Consider the following 22,633-nt stretch of genomic DNA (forward strand, 5'->3'; position numbering starts at 1 on the left):
CTATTTTACTTTTTTTTATTATCCTTACACTTAAATTTGAAAACTTTAATTCCATAAAAGCGTAAAACTACTACCCTGCCCCACTTGAGTTTTCACTTCAATTCTAATATGATATTCATCACAAATACGCTTAACAAGTGTCAATCCTATACCAAAGCCACCCTGAAAGTCATTACACCGCACATAACGTCCAAAAATCTTTTTGCTCTCTTCCATAGACATACCACAACCGCTATCACTTATACATAAATAACCCTCTTTTAAGACAATACAAATCTTGCCACCTTTTTTATTATACTTAATTGCGTTGCTTAAAAGATTATCAATCACACAACTCATTTTTTCTGCACTTGCGACAATATGGCTAGATTCTATCTCACTTTGAACTTGAATACATTTTTGCTCAAAAAAAGGTGTAAAATACCCTAAACGCTCCCGCAAAAGAGAATGAAGAGCAAGGTTCTCATTTTTATCACTTATAGCGTGAGGAAAGTTATAGGTTACCAAATCCCTATACAAACGATTCAAATTCTTTGAGGCAAGTTTAATACGTTCTATTTTTTGTAGCTGATTTGGGGTAAGATTATCAGTTTGTAAAGTCTCAATGCTCATTAAAATAATGCTTAAAGGTGTGTTAATCTCGTGTGTAGAATCTTTAATAAAACTATTAAGTGAATTGATTTTTTCTTGCATAGGCTTAAGTGAAAGGCGCACCAAAAAATACGCGACAATTCCTATACCAAAAAGAGACAAAAGAAAATACGAAATAAGTTTGACTCGCACAAAGAAAAATTGAGAATCTAAGCTAGTATCTTGTATAAATACTTGATAGCGAGGCTTTTTGTGAATCTTTGATAAAGGTGTGTCATATTCACTTTTTTGTTGTGCCTTCTCCTCTTTATTTGATTGAAATTTTGGAAAATGCTCGTGCATTGCTGGTTCTATAATCACCTTATCTCCGCGAAATGCGATACCTCTTTTTATCTCCTCCTCACTAAGCGTAGTGCTAAGCGTATCATACACAACCTGCCCCTTACGATTGTAGATTCTCAAAGGGTGGGTGATATGTGTCTCAATTTGCTCTAGTGCAGTGGGCAAATCATCTTTATTCATATACAAAATATCATAAACTTCAAGGCTCACCTCACGTAAATTACTCACCTGCTGCACGAAAAGATGACGCTTTTCTTTCATATAAAAAAACCCAAAAAAAACACACAAAAATATTCCTGTTGTGCCAAGATAAAGGCATAAAATTTTAAGAATTGCTTTTTTTGAATTTTCCATCATTTACCCCAAATGTACAAGTCTAATTTGCATTGTAGCAATAGCCATATCCGCGTTGATTCATAATGCTCTCTTTACCAAAAAGTTTTCGCAAGTTTTTTACATAAGCACGCAAACTCATCTCGCTGGGCTCTTGATTAAACTCCCATAATGTCTCAAAAATAATATCTTGACTCACATACTGCCCTTTATGTTGTAATAGCAGAGACAAAAGGAGAATCTCCTTTTGTGTAAGAGGTATAATCGCACCCGTGCTATCATAGAGCAATTGCGTGAGAATGCCAAATTTAAAACCATTAGGCAAAGTTATATAATCTTGCTGCGTGTGTGAAAATGAACGTTTCAGTAATGTATCTATCCGATATTTAAGCTCTAAAAGCTCAAATGGCTTTTTCAAATAATCATCACAACCTGCTTTGTAACCATTTTGAACATCATCAATTCTATCGAGTGAGGTGATAAAAATTGCTGGTGTATCCTTTCCGCTCTCTCGCAATTCTTTAAGCATATCAAAACCATTACCAAAAGGCACTTTCACATCTAGAATCCATAAATCAAAATACTGCTCATAAATTGCATTAATTGCATCTTTGGCATTATCATACAATTGCACACTATAACCCTGCTCCTCTAAAAATTCTAGCAGAATCTCTGAGAGAACAAAATCATCTTCGAGTAACAAAATCCTTGCTGACATTTTTCTTTTCCTTGTATTTAAATCTTACCCCTTATATCAAGGAGCAAGAGTTTTTAAGTCCTTTATGAATCTTTTTTCTCTTTTTTATGTTTCTTATCTTTATGATTTTTCTCGTCCATAGAACATTTAGGAGAATTTCTATATTCCTTTAACCCGCTCTCTTTAAGTTCTTGCACACTCATTGATGAAATGCGTTTTTCCATTGCTTCGTGTGTTGCCTTTTTATACGCCCTTAATTCTTTTACACTCATATTTTCGGTAGCTTTCTCGTATTGAATCTTGAGTTTTTCTCTAAAATCTTGTGCATCTTTACTTGATTTTTTCTTAAGTCGCTTTGTAACCTCAATCTTATAATCAGGGAAATCCTCAACCTTTACAACACCAGAGAGCTTAATCAAATCTGTATCGCTTTTTTTACTAAAATCTGCTGCATTAAGTGTGCCACAAAGCAAACCACCACAAGCTATAACCATTACGCAAAGCTTGATGCCTGTATATTTCATCACAAACTCCTTTTGAAATAAATTTATCCCTACGGATTGAAGAATCTTATAGCAAAAGTATGAAATCAAAGTGAATTAAAAATATTCCTTATAGAGAAGATTAGCACACGCACATAGTGATACAATAACTACAAGAGGCTTAATAAGGCGCACACCATAAAAAGTAGCTAGATGTGAGCCAAGATTTGCACCTGCAAACTGCCCTAATGCCATACATAACCCCACTATCCATAGAATCTTCCCGCTAAATGCAAAAATAAGCACAGAAGCGAGATTTGTAGCAAAATTTAATAATTTTGCGTGCGCAAGTGATTGTAATATATTAAACCCACCAAGCACGATAAAAGCTAACATAAAAAACGAGCCCGTTCCCGGACCAAAAAAACCATCATAAAAACCAATTGCTCCAAGCACTATACCTAAAGGAAATGCTCCCACAAGCGCACGATGTGAATCTTGCGTAATTTTTGGTGCAAAGAGAAAATAAAGCGCAAAAACAATCAATAAAAAGGGAATACATTTACGCAAAAATGTAGATTCAAAACTTTGCACACAAAGACTCCCCAACATAGAAGCGCAAAATACGACAACCACAAAAGGTAAATGTTTTTTAAGCTCAATATGTCCTCGTTTATAAAAATGCACACTTGCACCAAAACTGCCAAAACTGCTTTGAAACTTATTTGTCCCAAGTGCTTCAAGTGGAGGGATTCCTGCCATAAGTAGAGCTGGGATTGTAATCATACCTCCTCCCCCTGCTATGGCATCAATACAACCGGCTATAAATGCAACTATTATCAAAGCAAAAAGCGTATAGAGACTTATATCTATCTCCATTTGTATCCTTTATCTTTGCATCTCATTATATTATAACAACATTTTGCAATATAAAGCACAAGCATTTCTTAAAAGCAAATTCTAAATCATCTTTACTTTTTTGGAATCCTTGACAAAAAATGAGGGTTGTATTATAATATCGCCCTTTATGTCGGGGCGTAGCGCAGTCTGGTTAGCGCACTTGGTTTGGGACCAAGGGGTCGAAGGTTCGAATCCTTTCGCCCCGACCATTCTTTTTCTTTCATTATGGTGGGTGTAGCTCAGTTGGTTAGAGCATCAGGTTGTGGCTCTGAGGGTCGTGGGTTCGAGCCCCATCTCCCACCCCATTACTTTTTACACTTACGCGTTCGTAGCTCAATTGGATAGAGCACCAGACTTCGGATCTGGGGGTTAGGGGTTCGACTCCCTTCGGGCGTGCCACGCAAGATTCACATTCTTATCATTTATCTACCCAAATACATTCATAACCTAATATATAGATGAAAAAATAAAAAAATAAACCCTAACCACATACATAAATAAACCACAAACATAAATACATCATATCTTGCTTTTTTTACTAATATAAAGCTTATGACACAAAACAAAAATAAAGCAAAAAAAACAATAAACATAATACTCGATGCTTCGCCAACAAATAAAACACAAATAATACTTAAAAGAGCGTAAAATGAAATTATTAAAGTGGATTTATATAAAAAAGATAAGAACAAAACTATTGAAAGTCCAAAAAATAACAATTCTATACCACTTATAAAATTATAAAACTTTAAAAAAAGCGCGCATACAATCCCATATATAATACTACTACTAAACCACGCAACTTGCCCACTTATAATAGGATCTAATCCTTTAGATTCTAGCTTTGCTTTTAAATTTGAATAGAGAGGGATTTTCAAGCTTTTCCTTTGAGTAGATTCTAAGTTAATACTCTAATAAAAAATATGTTAGGGCATATCCAAAAAGCGCAAATATATACGATACCACGCTTGTAAAAATAAATAAATATGCAATATATCGCTTTCCACCCGCTTCTTTGCCAAAGACAATACTTGCCGCAAAACAAGGATTATAAAACATAATGAACAAAATAAATGCAATCGCGCTAGGCAGACTAATATGCTCTTGGAGCACATCGCGCAATGGCGTAGTATTATCCTCATCTATATCATCGCCAAGTGCATATAATACACCCATACTTGAAATAATTGTCTCCTTTGCTAAAAGTCCATTAAGAAGTGAAACAGAAAGTTTCCAGTCAAAATCCATAGGTGCAAATATAGGCTGAATAAATTGCCCTATGCGCCCTAGATAGCTCTGCTCCACTAAAGCTGCTTGATAGTTATGATAGATTTCATCAATTTCATCTTGTAATGCGTCATTTTCCTGCGTAAATTTCATATTCTCTTTTAGAATCTGCACTGATTGTGCCATCTGTTCCTCTAAAACTGAATTTTTGGGAAATTGTGTCCCCACCCAAATAATTACAGAAGCAAGCAAAATAAAAGTCCCTGCTTTTTTTACATAACTTACTGCTTTATGCCATACACTAAAAGCTATGAGTCTTAAAGTAGGCAAACGATATTTAGGCATTTCCATTACAAAAGGCTCATCATCGCCTTTAAATGCAGTAAGCTTTAGAATCTTTGCCATACAAAGACCCACAAGTGCGCCAAAAATATAGATTCCATACAACACATTTCCAGCTACTTGTGGAGCAAAAAAAGCAGCAATAAAAAGTGTATAAACAGGCAAACGCGCACCACAACTCATAAAATTAATAATAAAAAGTGTGAGCATTCTATCATTACGATTTTTAAGCATTCGTGTGCTCATATATGCAGGGACAGAGCAACCAAAACCTGTTACAAGAGGTATAAAACTCTTGCCGTGTAAGCCAAATTTATGAAAGAATCCATCAAGCAAAAACGCAACTCGTGCCATATATCCAGTGCTTTCTAAAAATACAATTCCACAAAAAAGTATTAAAATATGAGGTAAAAAACTCAATACTGCTCCAACCCCTGCAATAATCCCTCCAGAGAGCAAAGAAGCAAGAAATTCATAGGGTAAATGCTCCTCAATCCACGCACCAATATCTGCTGCACCCTCCTCAATCCACACTTTCGGAAACTCTCCTATATAAAAAGTAACCTGAAATAAAAGCCACATCAAAAGTAGAAAAATAGGGATTCCAAGATATTTATTCAGCAATAAAGTATCAATTTTTTGTGTGATAGATGGCTTTGTAGGCGCACTTAAGCAACTAGATTCCATACTTGCACCTTTTGCGAAACTAAGCGCATCATTATTAAGAATATCACGCACATTCTTTTCACCACTTTGGGCATACAACCTTTGAATACACTTTTGTGTGTATTCGCTTAATTCTACCCAACACCCTTTATCGTGCAAAGCTTGGCTTATAAAACTATCTTGTTTAAGAAGTTTAATGGCTACATCACGCAAACTCTGTAAGCCTTTATGTTTCTTTTCTAATAGTCTCTCTACATCATCATAATGTTTTTGAGCCAAAAATGTGTGCAAATTTCCAATTTCTTCTTCTAAAAAATCTGCATAAACACGCTTACTTGCTTTAGGAGCGAGAGTGGCAACATTAATGATTGCATCAAGCAAGGATTGCAGATTCTCTCCACGCAAAGCCGACACACTTACGCATTCTACGCCTAATATTTCCCCTAAAAGCGTATTATCAATGCTAATGCCCTCCTTTTTTGCCTCATCGCTCATATTTAAGGCTAAACACATAGGAGTATTGAGCTCCAAAAGCTGAGTGGTAAGAAATAAACATCGCTCCAAATTTGTAGAATCTAGCACATTTAAAATCACATCATATTCTTCATTTTCTAAAAAATGCTTTGTAAGACGCTCTTCAAGTGAATAATCATTAAGCGAATAAATGCCAGGCAAATCAATAATTTGCAGATTGTAACCCTTATAAGTGAGTTGCGCTTCGGATTTTTCAACCGTTACACCTGTGAAATTTCCTACTTTTAAATGCACACCACAGATTTTATTAATTAATGAACTTTTCCCAACATTTGGCTGCCCTACACATACAATCCTAATTGGTCTCATTCTATATCCTACTTTGATTTTAGAGCAACATTTTAGCTTAGTTTAAAACTGAAGTCAATAAAATTAATATTTATTCTTAATTACTTTTAAAATGCTAACTTCATACCAAGATTTACATTTGTAGTATGTGGATAGTATCTCTGTGCTCCTCCGTGAGTATTTAATATATTTAAAAGTGCGCTTAAATGTTCTGTAAATCCAAAATCAACCAAAAGATTCACCTCATTTACTCTATCATAGGGATTTTGCAGATTATCAACGCTTACGCTTCGAAACTTCGTGCTACCATAAACTACTGCGAAACTCACTCTATCAATGGCAAACATCACTTTACCATACCACAAACTCGCATCAACACCTTCAAGTAACGCTCTTCCACCCCACATAAAAAATGGACTTATGTTATTACCAAGTGTATTAAGAGAACCCCAGCCAACATTTGCACCACTACTTATAAAACCTCCACTTGCTTCAGCCATATCTTTAACACCCACATATACTTTAATATCAGTGTTATATCCATTTCCATTTTCACCATTAAGTCTGCCATAAGTTTGCTCAAAACTTGTCGCAAAATGCCCACTTAAACCAATATAGGATTGTGAGCTTTCATATCGCGCACTTGCTTTTACTCCAGCGGCATAAAAAATTGATGGATTAGCAATGCCATAAAACTTCACATCAAATTTTTCACCAATATAATATTTAAAACTTGCCTGTGTAAGCCCTAATGAGCTATGAGGATTTACATTATAAAATCCTGTCATTTTGTTATACTGCACATAGCCATTATTTTTTACCCATAATGCTTCTATCAATGCATTAGGCAAAGAACGATTACGCACACTCACACCATCTATAAGCCTATCTGCCCATTCAGAATCTGCAAAGACTCTCCCCACCTTAATGCTTGTATTACCATCAAAATATTCTATATAAGACTGCCCGAGCATTGTGCGGTCATTCATATAAAAATCCCTTGAAGCATCTCCATTCCCATATCTTCCCGGATTATTTAAAAGCGCATTGCTGCTCCATTGCGAATCTTTATCTTGCTCATATAATATCCCAACTGCACGAAAACTCACAGCAACACGTAGATATTTCCAAAAAGCAGAATGATAAGCTAAACCCACAGAACCTACCATATAGCCAGATTCATTTAAATCATTTTTAGCTTTATTTATAGAATCTATACCATTTGTATAACTTCCATAAAATGTAATATCTCCGCTTGAAACACCATTTTCTAAAGCCTCATCAATGCTATCATAAGCCCATATATTTCCATACATCACAATGATTAAAATGATTTTTCTATACATATCCCTACCTAAATCCATAAATTATCTAAAAGGCGTGTTTGCCCAATTTTGACTGCCACCAAAAATATACTATCTCCGCTTACAATTTGAGTTAGGTTTTCTAAAGAATGATTATAAAAATCTGCATAGAAGATTCTATCCATACTTTCCAAACCCTCTAAAGCAAGAGCACGTAAATGCGCTATTTCAGTTTGTCCTTTTTGTATCTCATCTTTAATACACATAATTGTATGAGGGATACATAATGCTCTTTCCCTATCAGCTGCGCTTAAATAAATATTGCGTGAGCTTAGAGCCAATCCATCATTATCTCTTTGTATAGGGCAAGGCACAATCTCTATAGGTAAAAATAAATCTTTTACCATTTTTTGAACAATCAATACCTGTTGCGCATCTTTTTGCCCAAAATATGCACGATGGGGCATAATAAGATGAAAGAGCTTCAAAACTACTTGTAAAACCCCTGCAAAATGCGTGGGGCGGTCAAATCCCTCTAAAATATAGCCCATTTTACAAGGAGGATTAAAACTTATTTCATCAGTGCTATACATATCTTGTGTATTTGGTGCAAATACTGCATTCACACCTACTTTTTCACATAAAGCTAAATCTTGCTCTAGTGTGCGAGGATACGCACCAAAATCCTCATTTTCGCTAAATTGCGTAGGATTCACAAAAATTGATACGATAGTATAGTCATTTTGTGCTAAAGAAGTTTGTATAAGACTTAAATGCCCTTGGTGAAGCGCACCCATTGTTGCCACAAAACCTATACTTTGATTATTTTGAGCAAGGCTTGAGCGATAATCTCTCATCTGCGAGACATTTTGTATAAGATTCATCTCTCCTCCTTTATCTTTATCCATTCTAGCAATACTTCTTTTTTATTTTTTATTGATTGTTTTTGCAATATCTCAAATTTTACAGCCCTTTTCAATCTACACTCATCGCATACACTCAATATTAAGTATTTTCTCTACCATTTTAAGCGGCTCTTCAGCCTTATAAATCGGGCGTCCAATTACCACAAAATCGCTCATTGCTTCTTTAGCTTCTTGCAAGGTTGCTACACGCTTTTGGTCGCTACTCTCCTCACCAAATGGGCGAATACCGGGTGTAATTGTTAAAAATCTATTTTCAGTTGCTTTTTTTATTGCTAAACTCTCCCACACAGAGCATACTACCCCATCGATTCCTGCTTGATAAGCTAATTTTGAAAGTTTAAGTGTGTGTGGAAAAAGTGAAGCATTATAAATCTCCATAAACTCGCTATTGTCAAAACTTGTAAGTGCGCTCACTCCTACAATTAAAGGCATATTTGCACTCTTACATTTTATATCTGCAATAACCCTCATTGTCTCGAAACCACAACTTGTATGTATGGTAAGCATATCAACACCAATTTTTTGGCACTCTGCAATCGCATCAAGCATTGTATTTGGAATATCATATAGCTTCAAATCGAGAAAGATTCTATAATCCCCGTATTTCTTAAGCATTTCTATGCCCCTGATACCATCTCGAATAAAGCTTCTTAAGCCCACCTTAAGCCATATATTGCGCTTTTGTGCTTGAGAAAGAATATTTAATGACTGAAGCAAAGTAAGATTATCTTGCAAATATGGATTATCAAGGGCTATGCAGAGTTTCATCGCCTATCCCTTGCCAAATCATCTGCTCTACTTTGCACATTTATAGAATCTATACTTACTCTTCCAGCTCTGTATGCTTTGCTTAGTGTATCAAGCACACCATTTATGAATCTAGGTGCATTATCCTCGCCTCCATAGAGTTTGCCAAGCTCAACTGCTTCATTTATCACTACAGGCGTATCTGTTTGTGTATATAAAATCTCATAAGCTCCGAGTCTTAACATAGCGCGCTCCATTCCACCAAGTCGTGAAAAATCCCATTCATTCAAATAAGGTGCAATCACTCTATCAATCTCGTCTAAATGCCCTATTACACCCTGCAAAAGTGAAAAAGCAAAATCTTGTTGTTTATTTTTAATCTTTTTTTCCTCAAGCATACTTCGAGCAATCTGTGTAATATTTTCATTCCCTAAATCATAGGCATAAAGCATACCAATAACTGCTTCTCTTGCTTGTGTGCGTGTCGCCATAGATTTTCTTAAGCTCCAATTTTACGATAGAGGTTGATAATCTCAATAAGTCCTGCCATTGCTTCAAAACCTTTATTTCCAGCCTTTGTCCCTGCTCTCTCAATAGCTTGTTCAATACTATCAGTAGTCAAAACACCAAAAGTTACAGGCGCACCATATTTAAGCGTAACATTTGCGATACCCTTTGTCGCCTCTGCACTCACATAATCAAAATGTGGTGTAGAACCTCGTATTATTGCACCCAAACAACAAATGCCATCATACTCACCCTGTGATAGAATCTTCTGTAATGCAAAAGGTATTTCATACGCGCCAGGTACAAGCACCAAATCAAGCAATTCATCGCGTCCGCCGTGTCGCAAAAAGCAATCTTTTGCTCCCTCTACCAATCTATCAGTGATAAGATGATTAAAGCGAGAGCTAATAATTGCAATTTTTTCATCACCCATAAGTTGTAATTTACCCTCAATAACATTCATTGTCTGCTCCTTAGTAGATTTAAAATCATTTATGATTTGCTTAGATTCTCAATATCTTGTAACTGCCTTATAAGCGAGATAAGTGTATTTGTCTGCACCATATTTGGTCCATCACTTAAAGCTTCCTTTGGATTTAAATGTGTCTCCATAAAAAATCCATCTACACCCACAGCAGCAGCAGCTTTAGCAAGATATGGCACAAATGAGCTATCACCTCCACTCTTACCTCCTGCAGCACCAGGCATTTGCACACTATGAGTTGCATCAAAAATCACGGGTGCAAAAGCTCTCATTATCACAAGTGAGCGCATATCTACGACAAGATTCCCATAACCAAAGGTGCTTCCTCGCTCTGTAAGCCATATACCATATTTTTGGGATTGCTCATATGTAGCCTCTGTGCCTCCACGCGTTTTGATTGCCTTTAAAACACTATGTTTCATATCAGCTGGATTCATAAATTGCCCTTTTTTGATATTCACAATGCGCTCTGTTTTTGCTACTTCAACAATCAAATCAGTTTGACGACACAAAAATGCAGGGATTTGTATTACATCCACTACCTTTGCAATATGTTTTGCTTGATAGCTTTCGTGTATATCAGTAATAATCTTATATCCAAATTGTTTTTTAATTTCCGAGAGTAATTCAAGTCCTTTTTCCAATCCAGGTCCGCGATAACTATCAAGGCTTGTGCGATTTGCTTTATCAAAACTTGCCTTAAAATAAAAATCAATGTGAGGGTTATCTGCTAAAGGCTTGAGTGCTTGTGCTACCGCACTTAGGGCTTCATAACTTTCAATGACACAAGGTCCGCTCATCAAAATCATTTTTTCTCCTTTATGATTTAATTTTATTAATTGGCTTAAATTCTCGCTTTATCATATTATAATTAAGAATCTCTCCTGTTTCAATAATATAATACCAACCATAGACATTAAGCTCTCCCCTATCAAACATTTCTTCCACAAATGGATAAGTCATTAGATTCTCAAGCTGATGCTCGACATTCATCTGTTCCATAAGCCAAGTGCGTTTTGCCTTTGAACTCGGCTTTAGTTCATCTACTTTTTGCTTAACTGGATCTAAAAGCTCTATCCATTTTTTTACATATGGTGCGTTATCAAGCTTTTGTGAATCCTCATAAATCGCAGAACAAGCCCCACAGTCGCTATGTCCGCAAATAATGACATTTTTAATATTTAAAATACTTAGTGCATACTCAATTGCTGAAGTCGTTGCCAAATATCCTCCACGTATGCCTTTATCTTTCCCCAAATAAGGTGGGACAAGATTCCCCATATTGCGTATGACAAATAAATCACCCGGTAATGTATTTGTAATGAGATTTGGCACAACACGAGAATCTGTGCAAGTAATCAGCAATGTATGCGGTTCTTGCTTTTTTTTAAGGCTTTCATATAATTCTTTATGTTCATTAAAGTCTTCTTCGCGAAACTTGATTGCCCCTTCAAATAATTCCTTCATAGGTTTTATACCCCTTAAATCTTAGCTTTGCAACTTAGTTGATTCTATAATCTATAACAAGTTAAATATACTAAGATATTATATCAAACTAAAATAATGACAAGATATAAATAAAAGATTTATCTATTTTAAGGAGTAAAAATTGGGAGAATTGCTCGGTAGTATTATTAATATGATTATAGAAATTGTAGGCACTTTAGGCTATGTAGGCATATTTATAATGATGTTTTTAGAATCTAGCTTTTTCCCCTTTCCCTCTGAAGTTGTAATGATACCTGCTGGATATTTAGTTTTTAAGGGTGAAATGAATGCCATTATTGCTGTGCTTTGTGGGATAGGTGGCTCGCTTGCTGGGGCTTTATTTAATTATTATCTTGCATTAAAACTAGGAAGAGAATTTCTTATCCGCTATGGTAAATATGTCTTTTTTACAGAAGAAACAATGCAAAAAGTAGAGACGTTTTTCATTAAACACGGACCAATCAGCACCTTTGTGGGAAGGCTCATTACAATAGTAAGGCAATATATCTCCCTTCCTGCTGGGCTTGCTAGAATGAATCTCACCAAATTTTGTATATATACTTCCCTTGGCGCAGGGATTTGGGTTGTTATTCTCACATTTATAGGCTATTATGCAGGAGCAATTTTCACACAAATGGATATAGATTCTATTATTCACGCTTTTACTTCTATCTCACTGACAGAGGAAGAAATAGAGCTTAAAAATATTGTCAAACAAGCAGGGCTATACACATTAGGCTTTGTAATTATATGTGTTATAGCCTATGTAGGCTATTGGCGCATAAAAACAAAAAAGAGGTAGGACTAGCTATGCAACAAATAGACACGATACTAAAACGACAAAACCATAGGAATATATTATGAATACCCCTAATCCTCTTTCACAAAATAAAGCCAAAGATTCAGAATCTCGTATATTAGAACCTCAAACACAATGTGCTATCCCTATCCTCACTATTGCGGGGAGTGATTGCAGTGGTGGAGCTGGGATTCAAGCGGATTTAAAGACATTTAGTGCGCATAAACTCTTTGGTATGAGCGTGATTTTAAGTGTGGTAGCTGAAAATACCTCACGGGTGATTTCTAGCTATGATGTGCCTATTAGTGCTATTAATGAGCAGATAGAAGCAGTTTTTGAGGATATTCCGCCCTGTGCTACAAAGATAGGAATGCTTGGCTCAAGTGCTATTATAGACTGCATCGCAAATAATCTACGCTTTTATAAGCCACAAAATATCGTGCTTGACCCTGTAATGTTTGCTAAAAATGGCTTTCCTCTTATGCCTCAAAAAATCCGCAATCATTTTAAGCAAAAGATTCTATCTTTATGTGATGTGCTAACACCAAATATCCCAGAAGCACAAGAGCTTTGCGGATTTGATATACATAATATACAAGATATGAAAAAAGCAGCTCAATGCTTGTATAATATGGGAGCAAAAGCTATTTTGCTCAAAGGCGGACATAGCAAAGAGAATGCTGATGATATTTTTTATAATGGGAAAGACTTCCATATCTTACCATCGCCTAAAATCAACACCAAAAATACACACGGCACAGGTTGCACGCTAAGCTCAGCTATTGCTTGTAATCTTGCTCTAGGCTTTGATAGCCTAAGCGCGATACAAAGGGCAAAAGAATATGTCTTTAATGCAATTTTATATTCTCTCAATCTTGGCAAAGGCAATGGTCCGACAAACCATTTTTATAAGTAGATATTTGCAAAATAAAGATAAGAGGCTCAATAGTGATAATCCTCATATTTCTTGTGAAATACGACATAGAGAATCTTTGCCTTAAAAAATCATATCACTTCTTTTATTTGCTCACTGCCTTGTTTGAGTGGATATATAATAAATCCTCGCACATATTTGTTTTTATTATAAAAAGTATCCAAAAAGTGCATATAGCCCCTTACTTGCTCTTCTTGTTCTTCTTGATGTCCTGTGCTACTTTTATAATCAAGCACAAAGCACTCTCTCTCATCATACACAAGCGTATCTATACGATAAAGACAAGATTCTATAATATAACTCACCTCGCATAAAACCTCTTTACCCATAAGAAGCGCAGTAAAAAGCGGATTTTGCATACAATTAAACGCATATGCAAGCACCTGTGTAATACTCTCGTGAGTTAAAGCAAAACCATAACGATTAAGCACGATATGATATATATTGTCTCTGCTCATACCATAGCCTAAGTGCATTTCAAACACGCTATGCAAAGCCGTTCCAAAGATAACATTATGCCACTTATCACTCTCAAAGATTCTATATTTTTGCTCTTTTTCTTGTCTAATAAATGCACTCTGACGCCCAAAATATTGCAATGACTGAAGCACATTAATTGGTTTTTGACTTGTTGAGATTTCTTGTTGATTTATGGAGCTAAGCTGTGGCAAATCATCACATACCGATTCTAATTCAAGTTTTGCAAAACTTGAATTATTTTTTTGCGAATCTTGCTTTGTGGATTTGCTTTTTCTTGGTGCAATACTTAAGCCATATTTTGCACGAGTAAAAGCCACATAGAGCACATTAATAGATTCTTGTTCTACACGTTTGCGATATGCTTCCAATGCTTCTTTATACTCACAATCAAAACTTTCACGCGCCGTATGCTTATAATATATACGCCCCATTTTTAACCCATCATAGGCATACACAAACTTATCTGTATCATTTTGTGGATCACTCATTTTATCACATACAATCACATATTCAAACTCTAAGCCCTTAGATTTATGAATCGTCATAATTTTTACACCCTTATTGCTTTGTGTGGGGGCATCACATTGAATCTTAGATTCTATTTCAAGCAATTCATCAATACTCACATATTCACAGCTAAGCTCCAAAAAGCGCATAGTCGTGCTATTAGCAATATTAAATCCTTCAATCAAAGCAAGCACAATTTGAGAAGGACGCACAGAGGTAAGCAAGGCTAATGGGGCAAGTTGCTCTATTGCATCAGCAGAATCCATATATGCCTTGCCTTGCAATTTACATATTTGTTTTTCATAAAGCTTGAGCGCATTATTCACCTCTCGCAAAGTCCCTACAGACTCTAAAGGATTCTCTATTATTTTGGCTTTAGCACGTAGTAGGTTGATGTATTGAAGTGCATTAAGAATAAGTCTCACCTCTTTTTTAGCAAAAAGCGACATACTGCTTTGTGTTACGATGTTAATATGTGGATTTTGCGCATTAATATAATCTTTTAAATAAACAGCATCTTTGTTTTGAAATACTAAAATTGCGATATTATCTTCATCTGCACCTTTTTGTAATAAAGCTTGAAGCTCCGTATAAACCTGCTCTTGCAAAGATTGAGAATCTTCTGCACTTTCAAGCACACGCACATATCCACCCTGTATATCATCATTAGGGCATTGGCTAGGGACATAAGCAGGATAGCATTTCTCAAATACACGATTATTGAAATCAATCACACGTGGCTTTGAGCGGAAATTATAAGGGAGATTCTCTTTTTCTAAATCTATAGTGGCTTCTTCAAATACCCCTGTGAAGCTCCCTCTAAACATATAAATGCTCTGTTTCTCATCACCTACAACAAAAAGGCTTTTTTCATCAATATTCTTGCGCGAATCGCCAGATTTAATCTCATCAATAATTGGTTTAAGTATTTGATATTGTGTAATACTTGTATCTTGAAACTCATCAAGCAAAATATGGGTGATTTTATCATCAAGTCGAAAGTAGAAAAATTCACGATCAATATTGCGTATCAAAAGCTCGTGATTTTTAAGCATTATGTCATTATAACTCAAATAATTTTCAAGCCGAGATTGTTGCTGCCTAAATCTATCAAAACGCAAAAGATACCCGCGGATTAAATGAAGTACATCTTGCTCTTTTTTCACAAAATATATTTTAAGAAGACCTAAAATCTCCTCACGCACAGTGTCAAATGCACTTAAATCATAGTTGGCAAAAAAAGTATGCTCTCTCCATTGCAAAATGTAAGTAGGGCTTTTTATAAGCTCTTTCGCACTTGTTTTTAAAAAACCTTTTTTTAATGTTTTATGTCCTTTCTCAACAGACTGGATATATTCATTAATGCGTTCCATTCTCATTCTAATCTCATCATCAATCTCTTCAAAACTAAGACTAATAGGCTGTAAACCATCTTCTAGTGCGTTCTTAATATCCTGCGTGGGAAATTTTGAAAGGAGGTGCAAAAAGTCTAAAAAGCTAGAAACATTCATTTTGTGCTTAAAACAAAATTGTGTGAGATTATCGATTTCATCTGTATTCAAAGAGTGCAAAAAGGCTTCATTTATCGCATAGGAATCTATAGTTCCTACTTCAAAAAATGCCGATACTCCAACATACCAACAAAATTTTTTCAAAATTGTGTGGAAAAATGAATCAATAGTTGTAATGCGTGGATTGCTTTGCATAAAGTTTGCATAGATTTTCTCAATATTTTGACTAAGCACTTGATGACTTAATCCTTTTTTTTCGTGTAAATCTTTATAGATGATATTATTTTGGTAGGTATTATCAGCAAGACATATTTTTAAAGTATGCAAATGGTCGTGGATTCTATGGCGCATTTCATTTGAAGCTTTTCGAGTAAAGGTAAGTGTAAGAATTTGATGCGGATTTGCACCACAAAAAAGTAGATATATAAAACGCAAGGCAAGAGAAAAGGTTTTGCCACTCCCTGCTGAAGCCTTGAGGGCTAAAAATTGCGCCTGTTTATGTGTTGCCACTTATATCCTTTAAATATATATTTTAAGTGTATTATACCTTAAATAGTTAAAAGCTTAAAAACAATATTTTTTAGCAAAATACAAACCTTGACTATACTTTACTAAACTTTTATGATACAATAACACTTAAATTTATCATTTATACTTATTTTTTAAAGGAGCTATAAAATGTCAAAAAGTCTTTACGACACACTTGAAATTAGCGAAAATGCTTCAAATGAGGAGATTAAAAAAGCCTATCGCAAACTTGCACGCAAATACCACCCAGATATCAACAAAGACCCTGGAGCAGAAGAAAAATTTAAAGAAGTCAATGCCGCTTACGAAGTGCTAAGCGATGAAAACAAAAAGGCACAATATGACCGCTTTGGTGATTCAATGTTTGGCGGACAGAATTTTCACGACTTCTCCCGCTCACAGGGAAGCAATGTGAATCTTGATGATTTACTCTCTTCGCTCTTTGGTCAAGGTGGATTTGGCACAGGAAATGGAAGTAGATTCCACTTTGGTGGTTTTGGTGGGGGCAATGCTGGTTTTGATTTTAATGATTTTAATGCACCAAATCTTGATATTGAAGATAGTATTCAGATTCCATTTGAAAGTGCAGCACTTGGTGGAAGCTATCACTATAATGGAAGAAATGGGGGTTTTAATATCAAAATACCCGTTGGCATCAAAAATGGTGAGACAATCCGCCTTAAAGGTAAAGGAAACTCACATAATGGACGCAGTGGTGATTTGCTCCTTAAGGTGCAAATTGCCTCATCACAAGAATATGAACGCAATGGAGATGATTTGTCTAAAAGCTTTGATATTCCACTCAAAACTGCGCTTTTTGGAGGAAAAGTTACCCTTTCTACACTCTATGGTGATGTAACACTCACTATTCCCACAAATACCAAAAATAACCAAAGATTCCGCATTAAAGGCAAAGGTATTAAAAATCGCAAAACAAATATTATAGGCGATCTCTATGTCAAGGCAAACATTATCTTACCTCATACAGACAGCTTAAGTCAGGAACTACAAACAATGCTTAAAGAACAGCTTGTGTAATTAAAGGAGTGCCTATGTATAGTTATGATGAACCCGTTTATCTTATTAGTGTTGTAGCAAAGATTCTAGAAATCCACCCTCAAACTCTACGACAATACGAAAAAGAGGGGCTTATCCAACCCGGACGCACCGATGGGAAAATGCGCCTATATTCACAACGTGATATAGATAAAATCAAAACAATTTTGAAGCTCACACGTGATATGGGTGTGAATCTTGCAGGAGTAGATATTATCCTGCGCCTTAAAGAAAAACTTGATGAGCTTGATAAAATGACTGGTGATTTGCGTGAAGATTTGGCAAAACATCAAGGTAAAAACAATATTTTGCAGACACAGCAAAGCTCTTATGAGATTATCGTATTTCAAAAAAAATAAAGTTATCTCTTGTTTAATTTAGCCCAACTACTCCGCCCCACCACACTAGAGGATTTTATTGCCCAAGAGCATATTCTCTCACCCAAAAGTCCTCTTTTTAAAATGTTAAAAAATAATGCTATTACGCATTGTTTCTTCTATGGACCTCCCGGTGTAGGCAAAACAACACTCGCACAACTCATCGCAGAGGAGCTAAAAAAGCCATTTGCCACATATAATGCTACAAGTTTTAAAATCGAAGAACTACGTCAATTCATTAAGGGTTATGAAGGGAGCTTATATCAACCACTTGTTTTTATTGATGAAGTTCATCGCTTAAATCGCACACAGCAAGAAGTGCTTTTACCAATTATGGAATCTTATAGCGCAATTATTTTTGGGGCAAGCACTTATAATCCATTTGCCTCCCTGACAAATGCGATTCGCTCACGAAGCTTTCTCTTTGAGCTTAAGCCTCTTTGCTTCACTGATTTAGATTCTATTCTTACGCGTGGCATACAATATGTGAAAAATCACTTTCACAAAAATATTCATATTACACAAGAAGCAAGAGAGTATCTTATCCAATCTAGTGCAGGAGACGCTCGTGCATTACTCAACCTCCTTGATGCAACATTAAGCACGGGTGAAAATCATATCACTCTTGAATCTTTACAATCCTTACGCCCCTTTGCCCTGCACGATGGTGCAAGCGAGGCAGAGAGCCATTATAGCCTTATTAGCGCATTGATTAAATCTATCCGAGGAAGTGATGTGCAAGCAAGTATTTATTATTTAGCTCGACTTATCGCTGGGAATGAAAATCCCGAGTTTATCGCACGGCGACTTGTAATCTTGGCAAGCGAAGATATTGGTAATGCAAATCCAAATGCACTCAATCTTGCCACAAGCACTATGCTTGCTGTAAGCAAGATTGGTTATCCCGAATCACGCATTATCCTCTCTCAATGTGTCATTTATCTTGCCTCATCACCAAAAAGCAATACGGCTTATAATGCAATCAATAAGGCTTTAGATTCAATTAAAAATGGCGTGGTGCTTGAAGTGCCAGAACATATTATGCCTTATTCTACACATTATCTCTATCCACATAATTTTGGAGGCTATGTAGAGCAGAACTATCTCCCACAAAGCCACGATGCAGAAGATTTACATTTTGTAGAATCTACCACAAAAGGTTTTGAAAAAACACTCAATGAATGGCTTTCAAAAATCAAACAAGAACCAAAAGATGAGCATAATAATGAATAGTCGCCTTTGTATAATACCCCTATTCTTTCTCTTTTGCATTTCAAGAGGATATGGGGTGGGAATTGATGTGAATCCTGATAAACGCGGTTGGCATATTGAACTCAAAAGAATTGCCACAAATATTAGCTCCACCTCAATACAAGGACAAAATGAATATGCAGATTTTTCGGATAGTCGCATTAGCGGAGATTCTCAATTTATCGCTCAAGGACATTTTGATTTGGGGCTTGATTTTTATGCACCCCGCTATGTAATATTTAACTCTTCTCTTGCAGAATATGGGCGCACTATCCTTAATGTTGATAATAAACGCATTGATAACACTACACTTGATAGAATCCTCCTATCCACAGACTATACACATAGAATCTGGTATGTCCCCACATTTGCAGGAGGCTTCGAAATAGGTCCTTTTGTTAAGGGAAGTTATCAGAGTGGATTTGAAAATAAACGACAAATTACACGCTTAAATGCTGGTATGAAAATCTTTGATGGAGTTTATCTTAAAGATTTACATCTCAATATTTTTACTGAAAAAGATTTTGCTCGAAGCACCGCAGCTGAAAACTATGGCTGGGAGGGTAGTGTCAAATTAGAGTATAAATTTAATGCGCATTCAAAATTTTACTACTACACAAACTTTCGTTACTATCTATATAGCTCTGCACCTGAAACTTATAACCCTCTCTATCAACTTGAAATGGAAATACGACTTGATACAAAATTTTATAAAAAACTTGCTATTGCACCCTTTGTTAAGTATTATGCCTTGCAAGGGCGACACATTAGAGAAAAAGGAGATAATCTCTTTATCGGTCTCTCCCTCTCTTTTGGGTATATATTCCTTGATGCAACAAAAAAATCAGAGCTAATGCCTCTTTAAAAAGCTAAAATTTAAGAAAATATCACCTCTCTCAACAATAGATTCTAAAAATAAACCTATACAAAGAGAAATTTTAGAATCTATACAAAATTCAGATAAAAAACTAGCGTATTTTTCACATTATGCTACAATACTTAACTTTATTTATCTACTTTCTCAACTTCAAATTAATTTTAAGAGGATATGGTTTTAGATGGGGTTGCTTATCGCTTATTTTTTATTTGCAATTAGTGTTTCTTTTATTTGTTCAATTTTAGAAGCAGTGCTTTTTTCCGTAACACCACCTTTTATGGAGAGCCACTCTAAGATTCACCCAAAAAATGGTAAGATTCTACAATTTCTTAAAGCCAATATTGATAATGCTATTGGAGCAATTCTCATTGTGAATCTTTTTGCAAATACCGTAGGTGCAGCAGGCGTAGGCGTGCAAGCAATTAGAGTATTTGGTGAAGCGTGGGAAGGCATAGTAGCCTTTGTGATGACAATAAGCATTTTGTATATTTCCGAAATTGTGCCTAAGACCATTGGAGCAATTTATTGGAAAACACTTATTTTTCCCGCGTGCTATATAATATTAGCTTTATATTGGATTACTTTTCCTTTGGTATATATTTCACGCGCTATTACACAATCAATCAAAAATAAATCTGTAAATCAAATGAGTCGCGATGAAGTATTGGCTGTAATGGAGTTGGGGGAACAAAGTGGCTCGATTAATGAGCTAGAAGGTGATATTTTGGAACATTTAATCGCACAAAAATCCTTAAATGTCAAAGACATTATGACACCAAAAGAACAAATTTTTGCACTTGATCAAGAAATGACAATCAAAGAAGCTATCAAAGTTACAAACAAACATGAATACTCACGCATTCCGCTTTACTCAAATACACTCGATAATATTTGCTTGGTTGCATATCGCAAAAATATCTTACGAGCAATGCTTGACAAAAAAAAGAAAAAACCACTCAAAGATTTCGCAAAACAAATTTCACGAGTAGATGAGAATCTTAATCTACTTGACCTTTTAGAGAAATTCATCAGTAAAAAAGAACATTTATTCGTGGTCATAAATAAAAAAGAACAACTTGTGGGAATTGTAAGCCTTGATGATGTAATACACGCCACTCTTAGTGTGGGTGATATCCAAACTAAAAGCACACAAAACAAATAGGAGAGATTATGGGATTGCTTATTTTATACTGCACAATAGCCATTATTGTATGTTTTGTATGCTCAATTATGGAATCTGTTTTTCTCTCTATCACACCCTCATATGTTGCAAGCTATGAAAAAACAAATCCCACTATTGGGGGATATTTAAGATATTTAAAAAATAATGTAGATGATGCAGAAGGAGCAATTTTAGTGCTTAATACTTTTGGCGTTACAGCCACATCTACAGGTGTTGGTATTGAAATAGCACATATCTTTGGCTTAGAATGGCAAACTTTTGGAGTGGTGCTTCTTACACTTGTGCTGATTTATGTATGTGAAATATTTCCTAAAACCTTAGGAGCAACTTATTGGAAAAATTTTGCACCTATTGTTACATTAAGCATTCACTATCTTCTCAAAGTTACTTTTCCATTTGTGTGGATCGCAAAGATTATCACGCGTTTTATCAAACCACAAACAAACAGCAATGCTATAAGTCGCGAAGAAATCCTTGCAGCAAGTCAAATTGGCTACAAAGAAGGCTCAATCAGTGCGCGTGAAGAAAGCATTATTGAGAATCTTCTTGAACTCAAAAAATACCAAGCTATTGATATTTTAACACCTCGTAGTGTAGTTTTTACACTTCCACACGATGCAGAAATTAAAGAGGTATTAGAGATTGAGGGCATTTACCATCACACACTTATCCCTATCTATGAAGAAACGCTTGACAATATCATCGGCATTGTATCTGCACAGCATATTTTAGAAGAAGGTGTCAAAAAAGAAAAAAATAAAAAACTCATAGAGATTATGCTACCCGTGCATCTTATCCCCCCTAATCTCTCGGTTTTGAGTCTTCTCAATCTCTTTACTCACGGGCAAGATAAACTTTTTATTGTGCAGGATACTTATGGACAATTTGTTGGTATTGTAACATTAGAAGATGTGATTGAGACACTTTTAGGCGAAGAAATTATTGATGAATTTGATACAACTGCGGATATGCAAAAACTTGCGAGAGATAAAATCAAAGGCTATCGCTTAAAATATATTACTCACCTTAAACAAGGTGAGTAAATTTGTATTTTCAATTATCACCCACAATCTTTGCTTTAATCTTACCTTTACCAATAAATGCTATAATATTCTTAGCTTTTAATACAATTTAATAAAAACTTGATAACATTTTTTATTCTCCCATAAAGGTTCTCTATGCTCTTTAGTTCTTTTGCATTTATCTTTGCTTTTTTGCCTTGTGTTTGGATTATTTTTCATATACTCAAATACATAAGCATAAAACAAGATT

The 22,633-nt window shown here is 35.4% G+C and carries 22 protein-coding genes and 3 tRNA genes; 11 read left to right on the forward strand and 14 right to left on the reverse strand.

The window, feature by feature from the left end; genetic code table 11:
* Window positions 1-45: 45 nt before the first annotated feature.
* From LS65_RS04520 to LS65_RS04535, 4 genes are all read right to left on the reverse strand, one after another.
* A complete protein-coding gene (locus tag LS65_RS04520; RefSeq protein WP_034362539.1) occupies window positions 46-1,287 on the reverse strand; it encodes a sensor histidine kinase in 1,242 nt (413 codons plus the stop codon).
* Between the two features lie 22 nt (window positions 1,288-1,309).
* Window positions 1,310-1,984: a response regulator transcription factor gene (locus tag LS65_RS04525; RefSeq protein ID WP_034362537.1), complete on the reverse strand. Its 675-nt coding sequence runs from the start codon at window positions 1,982-1,984 to the stop codon at window positions 1,310-1,312.
* A gap of 62 nt (window positions 1,985-2,046) precedes the next feature.
* Window positions 2,047-2,487 carry a DUF1104 domain-containing protein gene (locus LS65_RS04530; protein WP_034362535.1) on the reverse strand — a complete coding sequence of 147 codons (441 nt, stop codon included), beginning with the start codon at window positions 2,485-2,487 and terminating at the stop codon, window positions 2,047-2,049.
* Window positions 2,488-2,562: 75 nt separating this feature from the next.
* Window positions 2,563-3,324 (reverse strand): TSUP family transporter, encoded by a 762-nt coding sequence (locus tag LS65_RS04535; RefSeq protein WP_034362533.1) that lies wholly within the window; start codon window positions 3,322-3,324, stop codon window positions 2,563-2,565.
* A gap of 152 nt (window positions 3,325-3,476) precedes the next feature.
* On the opposite strand from LS65_RS04535, the gene LS65_RS04540 reads away from it, so the two are divergent.
* From LS65_RS04540 to LS65_RS04550, 3 genes are all read left to right on the forward strand, one after another.
* Window positions 3,477-3,554, forward strand: a tRNA-Pro gene (locus LS65_RS04540).
* A 19-nt stretch (window positions 3,555-3,573) separates the two neighbouring features.
* Window positions 3,574-3,650 (forward strand) — tRNA-His (locus tag LS65_RS04545).
* Window positions 3,651-3,667: 17 nt separating this feature from the next.
* Window positions 3,668-3,744: transfer RNA gene (locus LS65_RS04550), tRNA-Arg, on the forward strand.
* 41 nt (window positions 3,745-3,785) lie between these two features.
* Here the strand turns inward: LS65_RS04550 and LS65_RS09925 are convergent.
* The 9 genes from LS65_RS09925 to LS65_RS04595 form a co-directional block, all read right to left on the reverse strand.
* Entirely contained in the window at window positions 3,786-4,223 is a 438-nt protein-coding gene (locus LS65_RS09925; protein ID WP_052061119.1) for a hypothetical protein, read from the reverse strand.
* A gap of 25 nt (window positions 4,224-4,248) precedes the next feature.
* The gene (gene feoB, locus LS65_RS04560; protein ID WP_034362532.1) at window positions 4,249-6,423 is read right to left on the reverse strand and encodes a ferrous iron transport protein B; all 2,175 of its coding nucleotides are present in this window, start codon (window positions 6,421-6,423) and stop codon (window positions 4,249-4,251) included.
* Window positions 6,424-6,509: 86 nt separating this feature from the next.
* Entirely contained in the window at window positions 6,510-7,748 is a 1,239-nt protein-coding gene (locus LS65_RS04565; RefSeq protein ID WP_034362531.1) for an Opr family porin, read from the reverse strand.
* Window positions 7,749-7,756: 8 nt separating this feature from the next.
* Window positions 7,757-8,590: a pantoate--beta-alanine ligase gene (panC, locus tag LS65_RS04570; protein WP_034362529.1), complete on the reverse strand. Its 834-nt coding sequence runs from the start codon at window positions 8,588-8,590 to the stop codon at window positions 7,757-7,759.
* 102 nt (window positions 8,591-8,692) lie between these two features.
* On the reverse strand, window positions 8,693-9,400 hold the full coding sequence (gene pyrF / locus LS65_RS04575) for an orotidine-5'-phosphate decarboxylase (protein WP_034362527.1): 708 nt from the start codon (window positions 9,398-9,400) through the stop codon (window positions 8,693-8,695).
* Window positions 9,397-9,870: a transcription antitermination factor NusB gene (gene nusB / locus LS65_RS04580; protein ID WP_052061118.1), complete on the reverse strand. Its 474-nt coding sequence runs from the start codon at window positions 9,868-9,870 to the stop codon at window positions 9,397-9,399. The genes pyrF and nusB overlap by 4 nt, the downstream gene beginning before the upstream one ends.
* 8 nt (window positions 9,871-9,878) lie before the next feature.
* A complete protein-coding gene (gene ribH / locus LS65_RS04585) occupies window positions 9,879-10,349 on the reverse strand; it encodes a 6,7-dimethyl-8-ribityllumazine synthase (protein ID WP_034362524.1) in 471 nt (156 codons plus the stop codon).
* Between the two features lie 29 nt (window positions 10,350-10,378).
* On the reverse strand, window positions 10,379-11,179 hold the full coding sequence (gene kdsA, locus LS65_RS04590; protein ID WP_034362523.1) for a 3-deoxy-8-phosphooctulonate synthase: 801 nt from the start codon (window positions 11,177-11,179) through the stop codon (window positions 10,379-10,381).
* 10 nt (window positions 11,180-11,189) lie between these two features.
* Window positions 11,190-11,837, reverse strand: a complete 648-nt coding sequence (locus LS65_RS04595; protein WP_034362520.1) for a carbonic anhydrase — start codon at window positions 11,835-11,837, stop codon at window positions 11,190-11,192.
* A gap of 142 nt (window positions 11,838-11,979) precedes the next feature.
* Between LS65_RS04595 and LS65_RS04600 the strand changes: the two genes are divergently transcribed.
* Both LS65_RS04600 and thiD read left to right on the forward strand, forming a co-directional pair.
* The gene (locus LS65_RS04600; RefSeq protein ID WP_034362518.1) at window positions 11,980-12,660 is read left to right on the forward strand and encodes a DedA family protein; all 681 of its coding nucleotides are present in this window, start codon (window positions 11,980-11,982) and stop codon (window positions 12,658-12,660) included.
* Window positions 12,661-12,718: 58 nt separating this feature from the next.
* Window positions 12,719-13,573, forward strand: a complete 855-nt coding sequence (gene thiD / locus LS65_RS04605) for a bifunctional hydroxymethylpyrimidine kinase/phosphomethylpyrimidine kinase (protein ID WP_084707939.1) — start codon at window positions 12,719-12,721, stop codon at window positions 13,571-13,573.
* Window positions 13,574-13,662: 89 nt separating this feature from the next.
* On the opposite strand, the gene LS65_RS04610 is transcribed toward thiD, so the two are convergent.
* On the reverse strand, window positions 13,663-16,599 hold the full coding sequence (locus tag LS65_RS04610) for a RecB-like helicase (protein ID WP_034362517.1): 2,937 nt from the start codon (window positions 16,597-16,599) through the stop codon (window positions 13,663-13,665).
* A gap of 168 nt (window positions 16,600-16,767) precedes the next feature.
* On the opposite strand from LS65_RS04610, the gene LS65_RS04615 reads away from it, so the two are divergent.
* The 6 genes from LS65_RS04615 to LS65_RS04640 all read left to right on the forward strand — a co-directional run bounded on the left by LS65_RS04615 (window position 16,768) and on the right by LS65_RS04640 (window position 22,404).
* Window positions 16,768-17,655 carry a DnaJ C-terminal domain-containing protein gene (locus LS65_RS04615; RefSeq protein ID WP_138129773.1) on the forward strand — a complete coding sequence of 296 codons (888 nt, stop codon included), beginning with the start codon at window positions 16,768-16,770 and terminating at the stop codon, window positions 17,653-17,655.
* Between the two features lie 14 nt (window positions 17,656-17,669).
* Window positions 17,670-18,032, forward strand: a complete 363-nt coding sequence (locus LS65_RS04620) for a heat shock protein transcriptional repressor HspR (RefSeq protein ID WP_034360664.1) — start codon at window positions 17,670-17,672, stop codon at window positions 18,030-18,032.
* Window positions 18,033-18,041: 9 nt separating this feature from the next.
* Window positions 18,042-19,283 (forward strand): replication-associated recombination protein A, encoded by a 1,242-nt coding sequence (locus tag LS65_RS04625; RefSeq protein WP_034360666.1) that lies wholly within the window; start codon window positions 18,042-18,044, stop codon window positions 19,281-19,283.
* 55 nt (window positions 19,284-19,338) lie between these two features.
* Window positions 19,339-20,166: a hypothetical protein gene (locus LS65_RS04630; protein ID WP_236096627.1), complete on the forward strand. Its 828-nt coding sequence runs from the start codon at window positions 19,339-19,341 to the stop codon at window positions 20,164-20,166.
* A gap of 193 nt (window positions 20,167-20,359) precedes the next feature.
* A complete protein-coding gene (locus tag LS65_RS04635) occupies window positions 20,360-21,340 on the forward strand; it encodes a CNNM domain-containing protein (RefSeq protein ID WP_052060984.1) in 981 nt (326 codons plus the stop codon).
* A gap of 8 nt (window positions 21,341-21,348) precedes the next feature.
* On the forward strand, window positions 21,349-22,404 hold the full coding sequence (locus LS65_RS04640; RefSeq protein ID WP_034360668.1) for a CNNM domain-containing protein: 1,056 nt from the start codon (window positions 21,349-21,351) through the stop codon (window positions 22,402-22,404).
* Window positions 22,405-22,633: the final 229 nt, after the last annotated feature.

The organism is Helicobacter japonicus (genome assembly GCF_000762845.2).
Lineage (GTDB): Bacteria > Campylobacterota > Campylobacteria > Campylobacterales > Helicobacteraceae > Helicobacter_C > Helicobacter_C japonicus.